14 protein-coding genes are annotated in these 16,212 nt (G+C 53.4%); 4 read left to right on the top strand and 10 right to left on the bottom strand.

Features of this window, described 5'->3' with window-relative positions; translation table 11 throughout:
* Positions 1-228: 228 nt before the first annotated feature.
* On the bottom strand, positions 229-507 hold the full coding sequence (locus IXC47_RS16350) for a hypothetical protein (protein ID WP_195876348.1): 279 nt from the start codon (positions 505-507) through the stop codon (positions 229-231).
* Between the two features lie 106 nt (positions 508-613).
* On the opposite strand from IXC47_RS16350, the gene IXC47_RS16345 reads away from it, so the two are divergent.
* Positions 614-1,036: a hypothetical protein gene (locus tag IXC47_RS16345; protein WP_195876347.1), complete on the top strand. Its 423-nt coding sequence runs from the start codon at positions 614-616 to the stop codon at positions 1,034-1,036.
* Positions 1,037-1,072: 36 nt separating this feature from the next.
* On the opposite strand, the gene IXC47_RS16340 is transcribed toward IXC47_RS16345, so the two are convergent.
* Entirely contained in the window at positions 1,073-1,438 is a 366-nt protein-coding gene (locus IXC47_RS16340; protein WP_175626384.1) for a hypothetical protein, read from the bottom strand.
* A 100-nt stretch (positions 1,439-1,538) separates the two neighbouring features.
* Here IXC47_RS16340 and IXC47_RS16335 point away from each other — a divergent pair, with 100 nt between their 5' ends.
* Positions 1,539-1,793, top strand: coding sequence for a hypothetical protein (locus IXC47_RS16335; RefSeq protein ID WP_195876346.1), 255 nt, complete (start codon positions 1,539-1,541; stop codon positions 1,791-1,793).
* A 137-nt stretch (positions 1,794-1,930) separates the two neighbouring features.
* Here IXC47_RS16335 and IXC47_RS16330 read toward each other — a convergent pair whose 3' ends face one another.
* The 3 genes from IXC47_RS16330 to IXC47_RS16320 form a co-directional block, all read right to left on the bottom strand.
* Positions 1,931-3,931, bottom strand: a complete 2,001-nt coding sequence (locus tag IXC47_RS16330; RefSeq protein WP_195876345.1) for a secretion protein — start codon at positions 3,929-3,931, stop codon at positions 1,931-1,933.
* Between the two features lie 89 nt (positions 3,932-4,020).
* Positions 4,021-6,870, bottom strand: coding sequence for a jacalin-like lectin (locus IXC47_RS16325; protein ID WP_195876344.1), 2,850 nt, complete (start codon positions 6,868-6,870; stop codon positions 4,021-4,023).
* Between the two features lie 214 nt (positions 6,871-7,084).
* A complete protein-coding gene (locus IXC47_RS16320; RefSeq protein ID WP_175626847.1) occupies positions 7,085-7,795 on the bottom strand; it encodes a PAS domain S-box protein in 711 nt (236 codons plus the stop codon).
* Between the two features lie 458 nt (positions 7,796-8,253).
* On the opposite strand from IXC47_RS16320, the gene IXC47_RS16315 reads away from it, so the two are divergent.
* Positions 8,254-8,469, top strand: a complete 216-nt coding sequence (locus tag IXC47_RS16315) for a hypothetical protein (protein ID WP_175626381.1) — start codon at positions 8,254-8,256, stop codon at positions 8,467-8,469.
* 118 nt (positions 8,470-8,587) lie between these two features.
* Positions 8,588-11,128 carry an autotransporter outer membrane beta-barrel domain-containing protein gene (locus IXC47_RS16310; RefSeq protein WP_195876343.1) on the top strand — a complete coding sequence of 847 codons (2,541 nt, stop codon included), beginning with the start codon at positions 8,588-8,590 and terminating at the stop codon, positions 11,126-11,128.
* Positions 11,129-11,276: 148 nt separating this feature from the next.
* Here IXC47_RS16310 and IXC47_RS16305 read toward each other — a convergent pair whose 3' ends face one another.
* The 5 genes from IXC47_RS16305 to epsC form a co-directional block, all read right to left on the bottom strand.
* Positions 11,277-12,149, bottom strand: coding sequence for an ABC transporter permease (locus IXC47_RS16305; RefSeq protein WP_195876342.1), 873 nt, complete (start codon positions 12,147-12,149; stop codon positions 11,277-11,279).
* On the bottom strand, positions 12,146-13,018 hold the full coding sequence (locus IXC47_RS16300) for an ABC transporter ATP-binding protein (protein WP_230089612.1): 873 nt from the start codon (positions 13,016-13,018) through the stop codon (positions 12,146-12,148). The genes IXC47_RS16305 and IXC47_RS16300 overlap by 4 nt, the downstream gene beginning before the upstream one ends.
* A 57-nt stretch (positions 13,019-13,075) precedes the next feature.
* Positions 13,076-14,119, bottom strand: coding sequence for an ABC transporter substrate-binding protein (locus tag IXC47_RS16295; protein ID WP_195876341.1), 1,044 nt, complete (start codon positions 14,117-14,119; stop codon positions 13,076-13,078).
* 45 nt (positions 14,120-14,164) lie between these two features.
* A complete protein-coding gene (locus tag IXC47_RS16290; protein ID WP_195876340.1) occupies positions 14,165-15,058 on the bottom strand; it encodes a TauD/TfdA dioxygenase family protein in 894 nt (297 codons plus the stop codon).
* Between the two features lie 177 nt (positions 15,059-15,235).
* A complete protein-coding gene (gene epsC, locus IXC47_RS16285) occupies positions 15,236-16,201 on the bottom strand; it encodes a serine O-acetyltransferase EpsC (protein ID WP_195876339.1) in 966 nt (321 codons plus the stop codon).
* Positions 16,202-16,212: the final 11 nt, after the last annotated feature.

Below are 16,212 nucleotides of genomic sequence, written 5' to 3'. Positions count from 1 at the left end.
CTCGTTCTGTGACCTGTTTGACTGCTTCAATCTTGAATTCTTCTGTATATCGCTTTGCACTCATAACACCTCCGTTAACCTATAAATTTATAGGCTCAGATGTGTCTAGTAAAGCCGGGGCGATTCATTACAGCTGTCGATCTGTTTCGCAAATAATCATCCATGCAGCATGACGGCCACAACAGCCGACTATTTGCGATTTTTATATCGGATCAATACCGACAGCGATTACGCTGCGAGCTTCTCCGTTTTTCTATCGATATATTCACGTGCCGTCAGTATGCCTTGCGCTATGCAAGCTTCCGGCGTTGGGTAGGAATGGCCATCTGGTACTTCCTTGTCCTTGAAGTCAGTACCGATATGCTCGGTCACGATGATGCGTGGAATGTATGCGCCTTCTTTACGTTCGGTATCGATACGCGACATATGTGCGGATACCTGTACCGCGACACTCCAGCCTTTATAGGTTTCGTAATGGGATGGTACTTTTGCTGTTGTTGGTTTCATGCCTGCTCCATTTAATGTAAGTGACACCTCGTGCCGACTTAATAGTATAAACAAACTAAGTAGCAATACATTACTCATCACCTGAAAGCATACGAGACTTCGGCATATGAAATTTTCACTCACACATCTCTATACCGACGCTGCAGATGGAATGCTCGAAATCGCATTTTCGATGAGCGACCAGGATTACGCAGCTAAGCAGAATGCCTATCTATACCCTGATAATCTGATCGGTTTTGCGGAGCAACTCCTTGCTTTCCCAAAGTCAGCCACAGAAGAGCTAGTGATGGAAGCTGGCTCGCCAGACTATGCATGGGTAAAACTCAGAGCATATACATACAATGCTCTTGGTCACTCGGCATTGGAAATATCAACATTCCAGAACTGCGCCCCGCTCACTCAAAGAAGCAGTCAGTTTTCTGTAATGGTAGAAGTCCAGACCTTGAACATGCTGGGGCAGGAGATTCTAAGCTGGATGCGCAACGAAGAAAGAGAATTAACATTCGAAACCGGCGTCATCCACTTTTAATATGACTAGATGGCATTTCCTTTCCGCGTCAGATGGCTAGCAAGGCAAAGTCTGCATAATCTGCGCGATACGCTTCTTATGCGATTCATCACCACGCGCCGCCGCCAGTTCAAATCCCACCCTGAATCCCTCGGTGCCAACCAGCACGCAATAACTGACCCGACCCTTGAACTCGAGCGGCAAGGTACGCTGATCCACAGTGATGTTGAACGCAAGACTGGCGGTGTGCCCTACCGACAATGGCGACTCCACCATGATGCTCATGTCATGCGGTGAAATGTCTATAGTCCTGGCGTGCGAGTAGTGATCCCGACCCAGGTTGAGGATGGCGCGACGGCGGAAGATTTTTCGGTCGGCGGAAGGCGTTATGCGGGGGAGTAAAGCCAGGTCATGCGTCGCCATTTTTGTCCTTTGTTTTTCGGTATTGAACAACTTGCGGCAGTGCATCTGATGACGTTTGCCGGATGTCTCATCTTACGAATTACCAAGGGAAAACCAACGAATGTTTTTCGATATCCATATGACGAAAATCGTGCATGCCCAAGGAACAGGCATCCGTTTTGAAACAGATATCAGTTGTGCAATACCGAGGAAAATCCGCGCTACAGGACGGCTCATGTATACTGCGGGTTCAATTATTGAAGGCGAAGAGGCACGCCATGATGCCTGTGGAGAAGATATGAATACCAAGTGGAGAATCATCGTTACGATATTCGTAATTGGCGTCACAGCGATTTCCTTGTACGTGAATCCGTAAACAAGGTTGCAATGCCAACATCAGTTGTAAGGCACGGGAGTGCCTTACCAGTAACCTGAAGGGCCGGGCGGCACCAGACCGATCCAGCCCATCTATGTATTAATCTGCAATTTTCCCCGGCAGCGATACACCGTGCATCAGTAATAGAGGAAGCCCAAAGCCTCACGCAAACGGTCACCGGTAGTGCGCATGCGATCCCAGCGTTCTATCGACACATCACCCTGACGGAATTCACGGAAGTAATCATTTGTTTGCAGCTGATTCATGACTGCATCGATATTATTTGCGCTGCTATTGGCGAAACCAAATCTTTCGCGTAAAGCCTTCATACGACTGGCCATCGAATCACCCTCTTGTGGTGATTCAGAGACTTGCACCGGCGATCTCGGTGTGACCAGGATCAGTGCCGAACGCATCAAATCATTGGTCTTCTTGTTTGAGAACAGATACTGCAAACCGGGAACATCCTGCAGTCCGGGCACACCATCGCGTGTATTCGAACTCGATTTTTCACTCAAGCCGCTCAGGATCAGGGTATCGCCCATATTCATGACGACATTGGCATTGGCGGTAATCTCGCCGATTTCGATTTGATAAGCCACGCGCGGATTATCCGAGCTTGCATTCAGCGCGGTACGTTGCGCCTCGACCTTCATCTGTACCCGCCCCTGTTGCAGGAACACCGGCGTAACCGCCAGCTTGATGCCAAAGCGTTTATCCAGTGGCACGATGGTGGTGCCGCCATTGAAGCTGGTTGAGACCACACCCGCGCTCAGGTTGGTGCCGGAGAAGAATTCCGATGGCAAACCTTCGATCGCTGCCAGCGTAGGCCTGGCCAGTACTTCGTTGACCGAGCTGTTGGCATTCGCGATATTCAGCGAATAGGTCAGCGCCGGTATGCTCACTGCACGCGTGATGGCGGTACTGACTGTTGGTGGAGTAATGACTGTTGATGCACCACCGGTCGTACTACTCGAAGTGATGACACGTGAATACGCAGGCGCATTGTTAGTCGCCGAACCCAGTTGCAGGGTCAGCGCACTCAGGAGGTTGACGCCTTTCGATGTCGTGATCAGTTCTTGCGTAGACAAGAGCACTACGTCGATCAACAACATGCGCGGGCCACTACTACCGCCACCCCCACCTGCAGCATTTGCAGGAGCTTCGACTGGCGTGCCGTCGCCGATAGGTGTCGCACCCGGCGTTGCTGGCCCCGCCGGATTTGCATCGGTCGGGTTATCGCTGGGAGGACGTGGCGCAGGTCGCGACGGTACGTTGAATGCTTGCGCCAATTGCTGCGGACGCTCGTCCGAGGCGCCTTGCGTCCAGCTAGCTTTGATCATGCCTGCCGCAGGCTGCCCCTTGGCAGCCGCAACAGTTTGTTCCTGCTTGAGGTAGAAGGCTTTCCATTGCGACAAACGTCTGTCCGCACGTTCTGCTTCCAGACCACCGCCGTCTATCTTGCTCAAGGCATCACGCATTTGCTCTGCCTGGGCAAAGTTGCCACATGAGGCGTAGACCGAAATGCTGGAACGCACAAACACGCGATTGATTTCAGTTGATGTTTTCTGGAACTGGTCCGCCATCGCACAAGCGGTCTTCGCATCACCAGTCAGGTAAGACGCCACCATCAAGCCGTAGATAGATACCGAACTCTCCGGCGTCATCAGCAAGACATCCGAGAAAGCCAGCTTGGCACGGTCGAATTGCTTGAGATCCATATAGGTGAGACCGAGGAATTCCTGTGCGATCCAGTTGCTCGGATCGATGCGCAGGGCTTGCTGGTAGCCTTCCAGTGCCATCTCGCCCTTTTGCGTATCACCTTGGCGCGCTTGCAAGTGATAGACAAAACCATTCAGGAAGTGCAGATAGGAATTGCGCGGGTCCAGCTGCAAGGCTTCATTGATGGTCTGATTAGCTCTACCCAGTTCCATCTGCTTGATCGCATCAACAGTGGCAGTGACCTTGGCCAATACCTCGGTGTCCTGCATGCCTGCCGGAACCAATGGCAATTCGCGCACCATGTCCACAAAAGATTTTGCCGGCGCGGTGGCGGCAACTGCTGGCATTACCGTGAGTGCGAGAGCCACGGCCGCGCAGATTTTGCGCAAACCGGATTTGTGATGGATTTTTTTCATATGCAATCAAACAGCCTGGTAAAACAAAATAATTGATGTGGTGTAAACGACGAATGGCCCCGGAGTGCCGAGGCCATTCATTTCAGGTTTTAGCGCGGCCCGGTAGAAGAGAAGATGAGTTGATCAACCTCTGATCCGGAACGTCCGGCCATGCAACCAAGTTTTTGTCCGGGCGTAACGGAGTAGGAGTTCGCCCCACCACCGGTGCCACCATACCTGCCGAAGGTTCTGCCCTGGTTACTGATAAAGGTTACGGCATCCATGCTTCCGCCGCTGCGGTAGTCCACACGTGTAATGTATTCGCCAGCTGCCAGCATCACGGTCTGTGTATTCTTCAACTTGCCATGCACACCACCCCACTGACCATTCGCATACAGGAATTGCACGCCATCGAGACGTTTACCTGAGCTGGTCTTGAATCCGATTACATATGTATTACGGCATTGTGCGGCATCGCTCCACTGGCCACCGCCACCACCACCTGCACGGCGTGGACCTGCAACCGGGCCTGCGTAGTCAGAATCAGGGCGGGCATTGCGATTCTCGTCTTCACCGTAATTCATCCAATGGTCAAGTGCATCGTCGTAATTGTCTACGCCAAATGCATTTTGCAAATCTGAATAACGATTCAGGTAGCTCTGCATGCTGACATCTGCGCTACCCTGGCGACCCAGTGCAATGCCTTCATCCAGCCAGTTCTGCAATGCACACTGCAATTTGTTGCTCGGTGTCGGGCATGCAGCCTGCACGTCGAGGTAACGGTTCCAGTAGTAAGTGGCGCTGAATTCCGGGCTGCCCTGACGGCCTTCGTTAAAGCCATTGTTCATCCAGTGTTCTTTCAGATCAACTTTGGCATTCACGACGTCCGGGTACTTATCGTAGTAGTAGTCCCAGTCAAATACGGAAGCAGCAAATTTCGGATCCGGGCCTTTCTTATGTTTCTTTTTCTTGCCGAGACGCTTGAAGGCATTCCCTGCGTCACGGAATGCATTACTCGCAGCATTGGTCGCCTTGTTTGCAACATCGCGTGCTGCATTCTTGGTTTGCTCGTACTGCTTACGGGCGTCATCGGCTGCTTTCTGTGCGGCCTTGGCAGCATCTTCAGCGGCCTTTTGCGATGCTTTGGCTGCGTCTTCTGCTGCTTTCTGCGATTCTGCTGCGGCCTTCTTCGCGGCATCTTCGGCGGCCTTGGTCGCGATCAACGCTGCATCGGAAATCTTCTTCAATTCTGCATTCGCCATATCAGCCGTGTAACCGCTCAGGTTCTTGTACTCACCCGCGATCTTGCGATAGGCAGCTTCCAGTTCCTTGCCAATACAACCGGTGATCTTCGACGGATCGACGTTGACGCCGCCTTCTGCATCAAAAATCTGCGCCAGATCGGTAGTCGGTTTGATTTCAAGTGAAGTTTTGATTTCAAACGGGTTGATACAGCTGGCATTCACTTCGATGCTCATCTTGGTCGGCCCCATCACGATCCCGATTTTTTGCCCGGCCAGATTGCCTCTGAAAGCCATGTCCTGACGTTTCATGTCAATGCGGGTTTCCTGCGACAGGCGGAACGGTACCTTGCCCAATGGTCCCAGTCGCAGCGATACATCGGCACCGGCTCCGTTGTAGTAGCCATTGACACCTGCCGACACGTCGGTCCATCCCAGGGTCTGGCCGAAGGCCGCAACCTGACCACCCGAAGCGTAGTAGGGACCGCCGTCTGCCAATGGACCCAGCACGATAATGTTGAAGTACTTGTCGTTATCCGGCCATGGCTTGCTCGCATCGCCGAATTTGTATTCAGGCGGCGGGTTAGGATTTTTCATCTTGAACATGGCCAGAGGCTTGGCCATCGCCAGCAATGGTTCCTTGAACGAACCAACGCCACGGATGAAGCCACCGCCGTATTTGGCCAGGCGTGCATCAGGCGATGCCATCGCAACGATGACACGTGCTGCATCTTCCATCGTGAACGAAGCCGGTGTCGCCATGCGGAAATTGAAGTCCAGGAAGTCCATCGCACCTTCTGGTGTCAATGGTGTCTGGAATTGCAGCAAGATCTTCTTGTCGCCTACACCCTGAAACTGGGCATTACCCTTGTAACCGAAAGTCAGGCTGTTATTAATGAAGAAGGTTGCATCCGTCAACGTAACCGGCGGCAGCAGCATAGGCAGTCTGGAGCCAGGTGCGAACTGGAATTCGACGAAGGCTTCCGGCATGGCTGCCTTGGCACCGGCTTGCTTCATGGTCGCGCCATCCGCCATCTCACTGGCGACATCGATACCGGTACCTGCACCGCTGGAAATATCCATAGGGATAGGCATCACGATCGCCGCACGCATGGTCAGCTGATCGGCGCGCACGCCCAGCGATTCCATCGTCAGTTTGATCGGTCCACCCAGGTTCGCGCGTGCTGCCATCTGTGCACCAGCCGCGAAGTTCAGCGAGCTCACACCAAAATAGCTTTCGTCGACTACCTTCTTCAGGTCGGGTGGCATGCGTGCCGTGGTCAGGTCGAATTCGGCAGTTGAAATCGAAATCATCAGCGAACGCAACGAGGTTTGCCCCATCACGTTCTGCACCTTGTTGCCAAACAGCTTAGGCATCGAGATCTGTTTGTCGACCACGATGATGAAGGTTTGTTGTGCACTATTGCTGGTGAAGAAATACAGCTGAACCTTACCCTTGCTGGTGGAGTAGCAACCACTCAGGCCACCACCACAGCTGGTCTTTTTCAAGTCACTGACCATTTTTTGCAGGTCATCCTTGACGTCCAGCGCCAGGCCACCCAACATTTTTTTCAGTGCCGGTTTGATATTAGGTGCATCACTGGCGTGTGCTGATTGCTGAATCGCCAGACTGGCTACCAGCAAAAAACTGGCAAGAGTGAAGGTTTTTTTGAGAATGCGAGAAACCGAAAAGCGCGCTGCAGTTACGGAAGAGGCCATGTTTACTACCCTGTTCACCAAGAATGGCAAGAGTGTAGACATTTCCAGATAGAAACTTCATGAGCAACTCTGAGCAAAATGCGACGACTTCTCGCGCTGCACACAAACGAGCGCGAACTGCACCATGCCGGGTCGCGCAGACCCGTTGGCAGATGTGGTTTTATGACGGGAAGATGACGAGAGCGGACCGTGCCGGATGGCTGCAGGGTACAACTTAAACGCAAATTTTGCTTTGCTCGTGAAAGCGATAACCGATGGCGCGCAAGGTACTGACAGGCAGGGATTGACCGGATGCTTCTTCGACTTTGCGGCGCAGGCGATTCATTTGGGTATCCAGACGGCGCTGGTCATACTCGATGTAATCCTCACCCAACGCATCGACTATGCTTCTGCGCGTCACGCATTCACCGCCGCTCATCAGCGCCAGCAATACTATGTGATCCTGTTCGGACAGCGCAATACTGATGCCGTTCGGTGAAATCAGGCGACGTGGCGAAGCGGATAATTGCCAGTACTTGGTGTATTCAGGAATGAGCTGCGGTGCGACCACTTCGCCGTGATCGAACTTGCGGTCAGTGATATCCCGTGCCACGCCTATCCTGACCTGATGTTCTTCGGACCAGGAAGCGGACCAGCTGATGTAGACGACGCTGCCATCCTTGCGGATGTAGCGATTTTCAAAGTATCGCTGCAGGTAACCACCCATGACGCGATCTATCGATTGCTCGGTGCGGTTCCTGTCTTCCGGATGCACCAGGTCCAGCATGTACTTGCCGACCATCTCTTCCGCCGTATAACCAAAGATGCGTTCACACGCACCTTTCACCGACAGGCATTTGCTGTCTGCATCTACCGCGCAAATTGCATCCAATACCAGATCACCGTAATCGCTTTTCGGGGGGCTGCTTTTTACTTCTGTATGCATCTCATGCTCATTCAACAATTTCTGCCCGGCGTCGTTCGTCATATCAGGTAATCGGTTTGAAACTTTAGATGGCTAAACATAAGCAAGTGACGGGCCACTTGATCAGCTTGTAAAAACTCTCCGTCACCATTCGTATCCGGCATCGAACATAGCTGAGTGAAAGCATTTTACGGAATCACACGCATGCTTGCATGCCTGTATTCAAGCTACATGCGCGATTTAACCAGCCCACATCGACAAAGACACAATCCGATGCATAAAAACACCGGCCAACCTGCATCCCGTCTACTGCATTTGAATTATTTACTTTTCCTCTCACTATTTTTAACATTCCTGCCATCAGGGGAACCATCCAAAAAATCAAAAAGCCGCCACTGCAACGCGGCTCGCGGCCCCATTCAAGGAATGCGTCATGCAAGGCCCAACCCGTCAAGCACGTCCTCCGCGCCGCTACCGGTATGGCCCTGTCCCTGGCCGCACCGTACGCACTCACGCACCCGGCTTGTCGCTTTTTGAACAATGGAATAGATCATACTCCGTGGCTGCTGCGTGGCGGTATCGGCTATACCCATCGCACAGACAATGACACCGAAGTCAGCTTGCGCTATGACGCGGAAAGCCGCAGCGATTATCTGCACCAGTCTGCTTCTGTGCGAGCGAAGTGGGCTTTTTGATGGCTGGAACAGGTAGAACGATGATCCAAAACTGAGACTATCGTACAAGATTTCCCTATACGTATTTATCTATGCTCGACACATCACGCCACCTTCGATACGTTCCGGGACCACCGCCATGAGCACTGATTATCGCCTCTCCTACCTTAACCTCGGCTCCCATCAATTGCTACCGGAAGCAGTCGCTGGCAAACGTCATGTCGACTACCGCCTATTTGCCTCCGCGTGTGCACTGGCATTGGCCGGCATACCAGCCAGCAGTTGGGCGGATAGTTGCACCTCGCCCGCCACCACTATCAACTCAGCAACAAATGATAGATGCACGCTGAATGCCGGGGAAAGCGTCAACATCACATCCATCGGTTCGCTCACATTCTCTTCTAGTAATGCCCTTGATATGAACGCAGGAGCAGGAAATGTAACAAATGAAGGAACCATTTCCGGGACCTTCCCCAATGCCACTTCCGTGTTTGTTGGCGGGGTGACTACGGCTGACATCATTAATCATGGAACAATCCGTAACGACGCGACGACGCAAAATAATGCGGCAATCGGCACCCTCAATGGTTTTGGCGTACTCAACCGGATCACCAACACCGGTTTAATCGAATCGGTCGGCGGCACTACATCGCGGGCAATTTTCAATCTTTTCCAGATTACAAATGGCATAGACAATAGCGGCACTATTCGTGGCAAAACTTCAGGTATTACAAATGAGCGCGCGACTAGCACCATCGGTGGGATCCGCAATACCAGTGGTGGCGTGATAGCGGCTATCGATGCGAATGGTGCCGGCATTACGAACAATGGCTTGATCAGTCAGGGCATCGTCAATAGCGGTACCATTAGTGGTAATCAAGCCGGCATACTCAACAGCGGAACGATATCCAGCAACACAGATGGCTACGCTATCGACAACCGCGGCGGCACCATCAATGGTGGCATCAGCAATAGCGGGATACTGGATGGCAAAATCGCACTCGATAGCGCCAGCTTGCGCATCACCGGTACGACGGCGCGCGTTAGCGGCGACATTAGCGGCGGTGGCACCTCTTCCATCACGATAGACGGCAACTTTACGGCCGAAGCCGCAGCCAATGTCGGCACCATCACAGTCAACAATGCTGCCACACTCAATTTTGTAAGCAACCAAAACTGGAGTGGCAGCAATGCTTTTAGCAATAACGGCAGCGTAGTAATCGGCACAGCGGCAACACCCGGCGTCACGTTGACGACTGCCAACTATACGCAAAGCGCTACCGGCTTGTTGCAAATCGGTGCGAGCAGCGATAGCAACTACGGCAAGCTGCTAGTCACAGGCACAGCCAACTTCGCGCCCGGTGCCCGCATCAATGTCGATGTCGCCACTATCAATACATTAGGCATCGACCAGGTACTGGCCCGTGTGATCAGCGCCGGCACACTGAATGCTTCGACCTTCAATATCAGCGACAATTCCGCCCTCTTCAACTTCCGGCAAGTCCGCAATGGCAACGATATTGATTTGCGTGTCGTCGCCAATAACAGCATGGGAACCGGTATACGCGATGCCGTCATCGAACAGCGTACATGGTCAGCGCTGGATGCCGCACGCGTGCTCGATACCCATTTGAACAATGGCGTCACAGGCGATATGGGCAATGTCATCAATGCCTTCGGTCAACTGCCGGACAATCGCGCTGTAGCGCGTGCCGCGACACAAACGCTGCCACTGGCTTCCGGTCATCAAGCCATACAAGGGACTTTGGGCACCTTCCAAAATGTGATCCAGAATCGCATCGGCGGCAATACGGGGCTATCTTCCGGTGATACGTTGAAGGATAAACAAATCTGGGGCCGTGTATTTGGTTCACGCGCCGACCAGGATGACCGCAAGGGATCAGCCGGTTTCAGTGCAGATAGCTGGGGATTGGGTTTCGGTGCTGATGCGGAAGTTGCGGCAGGCAGCCGTGTTGGTCTGGCCTATGGCTACGCAAAAACATCTGTCAACGGCAATACCGATCTGGCAGGCACTGCACAAGATTCCAATATTTCTTCCCATCTATTCTCTGCGTATGGCAGCAAGGAATTGGGGCAGGAACGTAGTCTTTCCTGGCAAGCCGACCTTGGTGTGAGTGATAACGACAGCAGGCGCCAGCTCAACTTCGGCGGCTTGAACCGTACCGCCCGCGCCGATTACCGTACTTACAGCGCCCATGTCGGTGCGACTCTCAAGCAACAGTTTGCCTTGAGCGAAACAACGAGCCTGACACCGGCACTGCGTGCCGACTATACCTGGCTCAAATCACAAAGCTATCAGGAAACCGGTGCCGATGCATTGAACCTGCATGTCGCATCGCAAAAGACTGATGCCCTGGTGTTAGGTGTGGATACATACCTGCAACACCGCTACTCACCCACCGCGCGCCTGGATGCGTATTTGGGCGCAGGCTACGACACCATCAATAAACCCGGTGCGATCGTGGCAGCTTATGCGGGCGCAGCAGGATTATCGTTTGTCACCAACGGCATAGACCTATCGCCGTGGCTGGTACGTGGCGGTATCGGCTACACCCACACCACAGCCAATGGCACTGAGGTCAGCTTGCGCTACGATGCGGAAGGCCGCAGTGACTATTTGAACCAGTCTGCTTCAGTGCGGGCGAAGTGGATGTTCTGATCATGAAAAAATTCATCTTCGATGAGGGTAAGGTCAAAACACTGAGCGCACCCTGCAAATATCGCAGGACGCCGGCTTTGGCAAGGAAGTCACCAGCAAATAAAAGAACCGCCGAAAGGCGGTTTTCTTATTTGAACGATCTGAATTCCTAGCGTTGCATACCCCAGCGCTGCACCGTCGCTTTTTCCAAAGTACGGAACACGATATTCTCGACCAGCAAGCCGATCAGGATCACGGTCGCCAGCCCGGCAAATACCTTGTCCGTGTATAGCTCATTGCGGTTCTGGAAGATATACCAGCCGAGACCACCCTTGCCTGACGATGCCCCGAACACCAGCTCGGCCGCAATCAGGGTACGCCAGGCGAAAGCCCAGCCTATCTTCAAACCCGACAAGATGGCAGGCAAGGCGGCCGGCACCAATATCTGCAAGACATAAGGAATACCGCGCAAGCCATAGTTACGTCCGGCCATGCGCAAGGTTTCCGGCACACCCTGGAAACCGGCATAAGTATTCAGCGCCATCGGCCACAGCACCGAATGCACCAGCACGAATACCAGACTGCCGCGCCCTATGCCAAACCACAGCAAGGCCAAAGGCAGCAAGGCAATCGCCGGTAAGGGATTGAGCATGGACGTAAGGGTATCCAGCAAGTCACGTCCCAGTTGCGTCGATACCGCCAGCGTCGTCAGGATGAAAGCGGCCAGCACACCTATCGCATAGCCCTGCAGCAGCACCGACAGGGAGATCGCTACCTTGTCGATCAGCTCACCACTACTGATACCTTCGACCAGCGCCTGTGCCGTCGCACCAAAGGTCGGCAACAGCAATTCATTGTTTTGCCAGCGCGCCGTTACTTCCCAGATCAGCGCCAGCACGACCAGGATCACGCTCTTGCGCAACCAGCCTTGCGCCCACAGGCGAGCCGTCCACGGCAAGGCGCGCTCTACCGGCAATTCGGTAAATGGCTCCAGCTTGCGCTCGTACTCCGGTCGTACCGGCGGATATAGGGTGCTACTCATGATGGAATGCCCGCTTCTTCTTCAAACAACATGTGATGGATGCGTTGCGCCGTATTCTGGAATTCGGTACTGCCGGAGCTTGCCAATGAAAAGTCATGGCTATTGATCTCGGCACGCATGCGCCCCGGATGCGGCGACAGCAGGGCGATGCGATTACCGACCACCAGCGCCTCTTCTATCGAATGCGTGACGAACAGCAAGGTAAAGCGCACTTCATCCCACAGTTGCAGCAGTTCTTCCTGCATCTTGCGGCGTGTGAGCGCATCAAGAGCGGCGAATGGTTCATCCATCAGCAGCACGCGCGGTTGCATTGCCAGTGCACGGGCTATCGCCACGCGCTGCTTCATGCCACCTGAGAGTTGATGCGGATGGACATCAGAGAATTTACTCAGGCCGACCTTGGCCAGGTAATGCAAGGCACGCTCTTCCGCCTCCTTGCGACCCAGCGTACGCGAAGCCAGCAAGGGAAACATGACGTTTTGCCGGACCGTCTTCCACGGCGATAACTGGTCAAATTCCTGGAATACGACAATCCGATCCGGACCCGGTGCCGTCACTGCCTTGCCGTCCAGCCGGATCTCACCGCCTACCGGCGGAATAAAACCAGCGACCGCTTTTAGCAAAGTAGACTTGCCGCAACCGGATGGTCCCAGCAAAACGAAGCGATCAGCCTGATGTACATCGAAGCTGACACGATGCGTGGCACGCACCACGCGTTCACGAGTGCGGTATTCGAGGCTGACATCATCCACTTGCAACAACGGAGCCAGGCCAGGTACTACTTCCGCATCACGCTTTCCGCTTTCGCGTAGTGCCGGTGCGTCGGAGATGAAGCCTGAAGCACCCCGCAGGATAGCCGTACTATTCATAGGAACTCCTCAGCAGTGCACCAGCGATATTCAACAGAAAACGTGCAGTCATGACAATCAGCTACCAGGTTGTACGTAGGCTTCTTCGAAGAAGTAATCCTTCCACGAAGCCGCCCTGTTTTTAATCACGCCCAGTTTCTGCAGCTCATCGGCATAGACAAAGGTGCGGTGCGGCGACACGGTGAAATCATTTTCCGGATCTTCGACGATCTTGCGTACCAGTTCCGGCGACAGCTTGGATTTCTGGATACGAATGAAGGTGTCTGCCGCTTTCGCTTTATCCGCCTTGATCAGTTGTGCTGCTTCGACCAGTGCGTTGTAGAAAGCCTTGTAGGTCTTCGGATTTTCATCATGGAATTTCTGCGTGGTGTACAGCACGTTGAAAGTCGCAGGGCCGCCGAGGATGTCATAGGAGCTGATGACTTTATGTACATTGCTGTTCGCCGCCAGCGCCTGGTAGTAGAAAGGCGCGCTGGAGAAATGCGTATTGATTTCCGAACCACCGGCAATCAGTGCAGCAGTCGCATCCGGATGCGGCAGGCTGACAGAGATATTGTCGAACTTCTTGAAATTGTCTTTACCGAACTGACGTGCTGTTTCGATTTGAAGGGTACGCGATTGGAAGCCGACGCCTGCAGCAGGAACCGCAATGCGGTCCTTGTCGCTCAAGTCTTTCAGTGTTTTCACCGCAGGATTGTTCGACAGCAGATAGTTGGGCAAGGAACCCAGCGCCGCGACCGCTTTCACATTTTGCTTGCCGCGGGTGCGATCCCACATCGTCAGCATAGGCGGCACGCCGGCCGACACCACATCCAGTGCCCCCGCCAGCAAGGCTTCATTCATCGCCGTCGCGCCGGAGATGCTGGCCCAGTCGACCTGGATGTCTATACCTTGTTGCTTGCCGTGTTTTTCGATCAACTGGCGATCACGCACCACGTCGAGGATGAGGTAACCGATACCAAATTGCTGCGCGATACTGATCTTTCCCTCTGCGCGTGCGGGCAAAGCCGACAGCAAGGCAGTAGCAACAGCAATAACACTAAAAGCAGCGCCGATCCAGCGACGGCGTGGCGCACGATACGTGCGATTCAAATAAGACATAGAAACTCCGCAATATTGAATGAATGATGAAGATGAAAATCTGATTTAGAACGGCACATCGCCTTCTATCGTGGTGCGATACAGCTTGCGACGCAGATGCTCCGGACAACCTGCTGCCAGATGCATCAGTGAGCGGTTATCCCAGAAGATCAGGTCATGCGGTTGCCAGCGATGGCGATAGACGTGTTCAGGTTTGACGCTGTGATCAAATAATTGCTGCAGCAGATCGCGGCTTTCATCGGCCGGCAAGCCAGCGATACGCGTGGTGAAGTGTTCGCTGACGAACAAGGCTTTACGACCGGTTTCCGGATGTGTACGTACCACCGGTTGCAGCACTGGTTTGACCTTGGCGATTTGTTCAGCCGTGAGATTCGGACGCCATGGGTTACGGCGTTGCAGCTCGGCGTACTGCGCCAGATAGCTATGCTCTGCCTGCAGGTTGGCGACCTTGTTGCGCAGATGTACATCCAGCGTATCCCACGCCAGATGCATATTCGCGAACAGAGTATCGCCGCCTTCGGCTGGCAGTTCCTGTGCATGCAGCATGGAGCCCAGGCTCGGCACTTCCACATACGACAAATCCGAATGCCAGAAGTGACCGGCATCACCGAGACCAATAGGCTCGCCGTTCTCCTTGATATTCGAAATGATCAGGATTTCCGGATGACCCGGCAGCTGGAATTGATGCAGCACGTGGATCTGCAGCGCACCGAAACGGCGGCTGAATTCTATTTGCTGCGCAGGTGTAATTTTTTGGTCGCGAAACACCAGCAAGTGATGATCGAGATGCGCCTGATGCACGCGTGAAAAATCAGCATCGTTGAGGCGAGTTGTCAGATCCAGTCCGAGTAATTCGGCACCCAGCGGTGCATCAAATAACTGGATCTTGAAAGGTGCAGCGGCGGATGAGCTGGCTGCGGAAACAGGAACGGCGGACATAATTAAAAACCATGTACTTAGCAGATAATGGAAATAAGTTTATCTGCCGTACCTGCTGTCTCAAACGAATCATTCCGCTTAACTATATGCGATTTTTAGTGGATAACTTTCTACCTTTATCTGCAAACCAAAGTTGCGCGCCGAGAACGGATACCCTCGTCCGTCTCTCTACACTAACTAGATATTCCGGCTCTGCGCCTGAGTGATATTGCTATCCGCTGCCACGCTATGCGTGAGCCAGACACCACCGCCTATGGTCGTACCCTTGCCTATGGTGATGCGTCCCAGCACGGTTGCACCAGCATAGATAACGACATCATCTTCAACGATAGGATGACGCGGATTGCCTTTGATCAAAGAACCGCTTTCATCTGCCGGGAAACGTTTGGCACCCAGTGTCACCGCCTGGTACAGGCGCACGCGATTACCGATCACTGCGGTTTCGCCGATGACGACACCGGTACCGTGATCAATGAAGAAGCTGCTGCCTATCTCTGCACCCGGATGGATATCAATGCCGGTACCCGAATGCGCGATGCGCGAAATCAGGCGCGCCAGGAAAGGCGCACCGAGATTATGCAAGGCATGCGCAAAGCGATGATAAATAATCGCCGTCATGCCGGGATAGCAAACCAGGATCTCCGACACACTGTGCGCTGCCGGATCACCGTGATACGCCGCCTGTAAATCAGTTACCAGCACGTCGCGAATATGGCGCAGCTGGCTGGCAAAGTTACGCGTAATCTCTATCGCTTCCCGATCCAGGTCGGATGCATCATGACCTGATTTAACGACAGGCTGTGCATCGTCTTCATCGCCCTGGCGCGATACGAATAGCAAACCACGTCGCACCTGTTCAGCCAGGTCATTCAAAGCAGTATTAAGTTTGTCGCCGACAAAGTAATCGATGCTTTCATCTGTCAGCACCGGCTGCCCGTAATGCGTAGGGAACAAGGCGGCGGAAAGGCCGTCGAGGATACGCTGCAATGCTTCGCGTGACGGCAATTCACGTATCTGGCCACGGTAACGGATGTTATGTGTTTCTTCGCGCGACTGGCGCAGGGATTTAACAACACCGTCCAGCCCCCAGGTACCAACGGGAACAGGGACGACAAGTTCTAATGAGGGGCGTAGTTTGGACATGGAGAGCGCTC

The sequence above is a fragment of the Herminiimonas contaminans genome, from assembly GCF_015645465.1.
GTDB lineage: Bacteria > Pseudomonadota > Gammaproteobacteria > Burkholderiales > Burkholderiaceae_D > Oxalicibacterium > Oxalicibacterium contaminans.
Note: the sequence above shows the minus strand (reverse complement) of the source record. Positions and strands in the feature narration are given on the sequence as shown.

Bases quoted from the DNA above. Each gene is read 5' to 3' on its own strand.
- IXC47_RS16345 (WP_195876347.1), top strand. From the start codon at position 614: ATGAAATTTTCACTCACACATCTCTATACCGACGCTGCAGATGGAATG.
- IXC47_RS16350 (WP_195876348.1), bottom strand. From the start codon at position 507: ATGAAACCAACAACAGCAAAAGTACCATCCCATTACGAAACCTATAAA.
- IXC47_RS16335 (WP_195876346.1), top strand. From the start codon at position 1,539: ATGTTTTTCGATATCCATATGACGAAAATCGTGCATGCCCAAGGAACA.
- IXC47_RS16295 (WP_195876341.1), bottom strand. From the start codon at position 14,119: ATGTCTTATTTGAATCGCACGTATCGTGCGCCACGCCGTCGCTGGATC.
- IXC47_RS16290 (WP_195876340.1), bottom strand. From the start codon at position 15,058: ATGTCCGCCGTTCCTGTTTCCGCAGCCAGCTCATCCGCCGCTGCACCT.
- IXC47_RS16330 (WP_195876345.1), bottom strand. From the start codon at position 3,931: ATGAAAAAAATCCATCACAAATCCGGTTTGCGCAAAATCTGCGCGGCC.
- epsC (WP_195876339.1), bottom strand. From the start codon at position 16,201: ATGTCCAAACTACGCCCCTCATTAGAACTTGTCGTCCCTGTTCCCGTT.
- IXC47_RS16320 (WP_175626847.1), bottom strand. From the start codon at position 7,795: ATGCATACAGAAGTAAAAAGCAGCCCCCCGAAAAGCGATTACGGTGAT.
- IXC47_RS16315 (WP_175626381.1), top strand. From the start codon at position 8,254: ATGGCCCTGTCCCTGGCCGCACCGTACGCACTCACGCACCCGGCTTGT.
- IXC47_RS16340 (WP_175626384.1), bottom strand. From the start codon at position 1,438: ATGGCGACGCATGACCTGGCTTTACTCCCCCGCATAACGCCTTCCGCC.
- IXC47_RS16310 (WP_195876343.1), top strand. From the start codon at position 8,588: ATGAGCACTGATTATCGCCTCTCCTACCTTAACCTCGGCTCCCATCAA.
- IXC47_RS16305 (WP_195876342.1), bottom strand. From the start codon at position 12,149: ATGAGTAGCACCCTATATCCGCCGGTACGACCGGAGTACGAGCGCAAG.
- IXC47_RS16325 (WP_195876344.1), bottom strand. From the start codon at position 6,870: ATGGCCTCTTCCGTAACTGCAGCGCGCTTTTCGGTTTCTCGCATTCTC.
- IXC47_RS16300 (WP_230089612.1), bottom strand. From the start codon at position 13,018: ATGAATAGTACGGCTATCCTGCGGGGTGCTTCAGGCTTCATCTCCGAC.